Below are 2,645 nucleotides of genomic sequence, written 5' to 3' on the forward strand. Positions count from 1 at the left end.
CCATTCGGCCGCTCTGGCACGCCTCCATCGGACTTTCTGAGGGTACCCGACCCCTTTCCGGTCTCGCGGAACCGCCGGAGGCATAGCGTACACAGCCCCGGCATATGCTGTCGAAGTGACCGCCCGTCTGCGCCCCGAGTTGGCCGGGCTGCCGGTCTATATTCCGGGCAAGACGGTGCCGGGTTCGATCAAACTTGCCAGCAACGAGACGGTGTTCGGCCCGCTGCCCAGCGTGCGCGCGGCCATCGAGAACGCCACCGACGACGTCAACCGCTACCCCGACAGCGCCTGTGTGGCGCTCAAGGCCGCACTGGCCGAGCACGTGGGCCCGGGCTTCGGTCCGCAGCACGTCGCGGTCGGCTGCGGGTCGGTCAGCCTGTGCCAGCAGCTGGTTCAGATCAGTGCTTCGGCCGGCGACGAGGTGGTGATGGGCTGGCACAGCTTCGAGCTATACCCCCCGCTGGTCCAGGTCGCCGGCGCGGTCTCGGTCAAGGTGCCGCTGACCGAGCAGACCTTCGACCTCGACGCGATGCTGGCCGCAATCACCGACCGCACCCGGCTGATCTTCGTCTGCAACCCCAACAACCCGACCTCCACGGTCGTCGACCCCGGCGCGCTGGCCCGCTTCGTCGCCGCCGTGCCCTCCCACATCCTGGTCGCCATCGACGAGGCCTACGTCGAGTACATCCGCGACGGCATGGCACCCGACAGCCTGGCGCTGGTCCGTGCCCACTCCAACGTCGTTGTGCTGCGCACCTTTTCGAAAGCCTACGGGCTGGCCGGCCTGCGCGTCGGCTACGCAATCGGTCCCGCCGAGCTGATCACCGCGCTCGAGCAGGTCTACGTGCCGTTCTCGGTGACCAGCGTCTCCCAGGCCGCCGCGATCGCCTGCCTGCAGGCCGCCGACGAGCTGCTGGCCCGCACCGATGCGGTCGTCGCCGAGCGCACGCGCGTGGCCGCCGCGCTACGGGACGCCGGATACACCCTGCCGGTGTCGCAGGCCAACTTCGTCTGGCTGCCGCTGGGCCCGCGCAGCGCGGACTTCGTCGGGCGGGCCGCCGCCGCGCGCCTGGTGGTCCGCCCGTTTGCGCCCGAGGGTGTCCGGGTCACCATCGGGGCGCCGGAGGAGAACGACGCGCTGCTCGACTTCGCCCGCGACTGGATCACCCACCCCGAGGAGAGCCGATGACCCCGGCCCGCACGAAGTTCACCGAGCTCAAGGAACGCGGCGGCGCGATTCCCGACGCCGAACTCGACGAGTTCTGGGCGAGCCTGCGGCCCGCGACCGTCGAGCAGATGATCGGCGAGTGGAAGGGCGGCGAGTTCGTCACCGGACACAAGATGAACGGCCAGCTGGAAAAGGCCGGCTGGTTCGGCAAGACGTTCAAGTCCGCCCGCGACGTTCAGCCGCTGGTCTGCCTGGACGCCGACGGAAACAAGTTCTCCAACAAGGAGATGGGCAAGGGCGAGGCCAGCCTGTGGCTCGAGGAGTTCCGCGGCGAGGTCACCGCCACGATGGTCTACGACGGCCAGCCCGTGCACGACCACTTCAAGACCGTCGACGACGACGCGGTGATGGGCATCATGAACGGCAAGGGCGTGCTGGATGACGGCCGCTATTACTACTTCTACCTCGAACGGGTGTAGGGCTACCCGCCCTCACTTGACCCGGGCCGGATTGCGACCGGTGAACGCGACCAGCCGTTCCAGCGCGCCGGCCCCCTCGGGCGCCTCGACCGGGTCGTCGAACCCGGCCATGGCACGCAGCTCCGGCTTGATGATCCGGTGCCCCAGCTCCAGCACGTATTCGGCCAGCGGTTCGCGGGCATCGACGTCGCGGCCCACGGCCTTGGCGTAATCCCAGGCGTGCACCAGGAATTCGAGCGACCACGCGGCGCAGGCATCCCGGGCCGCCATCTTGCCCTTGCCGAACGCCACGCTGCCGTCCAGCCCGCGCCGGCGCCAGGCGTCCAGCGCCGGCCGGGCCGCGCCCACGATCTGGCGCTCCACCGAGTCGGAGTCGTCGCACGGCGGGATGTCGGCGTCCACCATGCCCCCGAGCGCCCTGATGGAGTTCAGCAGATGTCCGGTCAGCTGGCGCACGTCGTAGTCGGAACACGGCGTCTTGCGGGACAGGTCGTCGCTGGCGAAGGGGTGCACGACGTGCTGCAGCACCGTCAGGCAGGCCTCGGCGCTTTCCAGCTCGTCGGTCGGCGGGGAGTCTGGTCCGGGTCGCAAATCGCGTGGCATGTGCGTCACGCTACGGTCTCGGCATGGCCCACGAAGCAAGAGCGTACGAATCGGTCACCGTCGACACCCAGGACCACGTCGCGCGGGTGACGCTGATCGGACCCGGCAAAGGCAATGCGATGGGGCCCGCGTTCTGGTCGGAGATGCCCGAGCTGTTCGCCGCCCTGGACGCCGACCACGACGTGCGGGCCATCGTCATCACCGGGTCCGGAAAGAACTTCAGCTACGGCCTGGACGTGCCCGCGATGGGCGGCACGTTCACCGCGCTGCTCGCCGGCGACGCGCTGGCCCGCCCGCGCGCGGAGTTCCACGCCGAGATCAGGCGCATGCAGAACGCGATCAGCGCCGTCGCCGACTGCCGCACCCCCACCATCGCCGCGGTGCACGGCTGGTGC

At 69.7% G+C, this 2,645-nt stretch carries 4 protein-coding genes; 3 read left to right on the forward strand and 1 reads right to left on the reverse strand.

Features of this window, described 5'->3' with window-relative positions; all coding sequences use genetic code 11:
- The first annotated feature begins 115 nt into the window (after positions 1 to 115).
- Together AC2VON_RS15875 and AC2VON_RS15880 are read left to right on the forward strand one after the other, a co-directional pair.
- Positions 116 to 1,189: a pyridoxal phosphate-dependent aminotransferase gene (locus AC2VON_RS15875; protein ID WP_407689521.1), complete on the forward strand. Its 1,074-nt coding sequence runs from the start codon at positions 116 to 118 to the stop codon at positions 1,187 to 1,189.
- Positions 1,186 to 1,647 carry a DUF4334 domain-containing protein gene (locus AC2VON_RS15880; RefSeq protein ID WP_407689522.1) on the forward strand — a complete coding sequence of 154 codons (462 nt, stop codon included), beginning with the start codon at positions 1,186 to 1,188 and terminating at the stop codon, positions 1,645 to 1,647. The genes AC2VON_RS15875 and AC2VON_RS15880 overlap by 4 nt, the downstream gene beginning before the upstream one ends.
- A gap of 12 nt (positions 1,648 to 1,659) precedes the next feature.
- Here the strand turns inward: AC2VON_RS15880 and AC2VON_RS15885 are convergent, their stop codons facing one another.
- Complete coding sequence (locus AC2VON_RS15885; protein ID WP_486953816.1) at positions 1,660 to 2,250, reverse strand: TIGR03086 family metal-binding protein; 591 nt, start codon at positions 2,248 to 2,250, stop codon at positions 1,660 to 1,662.
- Between the two features lie 23 nt (positions 2,251 to 2,273).
- Between AC2VON_RS15885 and AC2VON_RS15890 the strand changes: the two genes are divergently transcribed.
- The coding region (locus AC2VON_RS15890; protein WP_486953817.1) for an enoyl-CoA hydratase-related protein at positions 2,274 to 2,645 on the forward strand (372 nt) is incomplete at its 3' end.

It is taken from the genome of Mycobacterium sp. TH-M82, assembly GCF_057473605.1.

What these genes read in the sequence shown, in the direction of transcription:
- AC2VON_RS15880 (WP_407689522.1), top strand. Translation starts at nt 1,186, where the DNA reads ATGACCCCGGCCCGCACGAAGTTCACCGAGCTCAAGGAACGCGGCGGC.
- AC2VON_RS15885 (WP_486953816.1), bottom strand. Translation starts at nt 2,250, where the DNA reads ATGCCACGCGATTTGCGACCCGGACCAGACTCCCCGCCGACCGACGAG.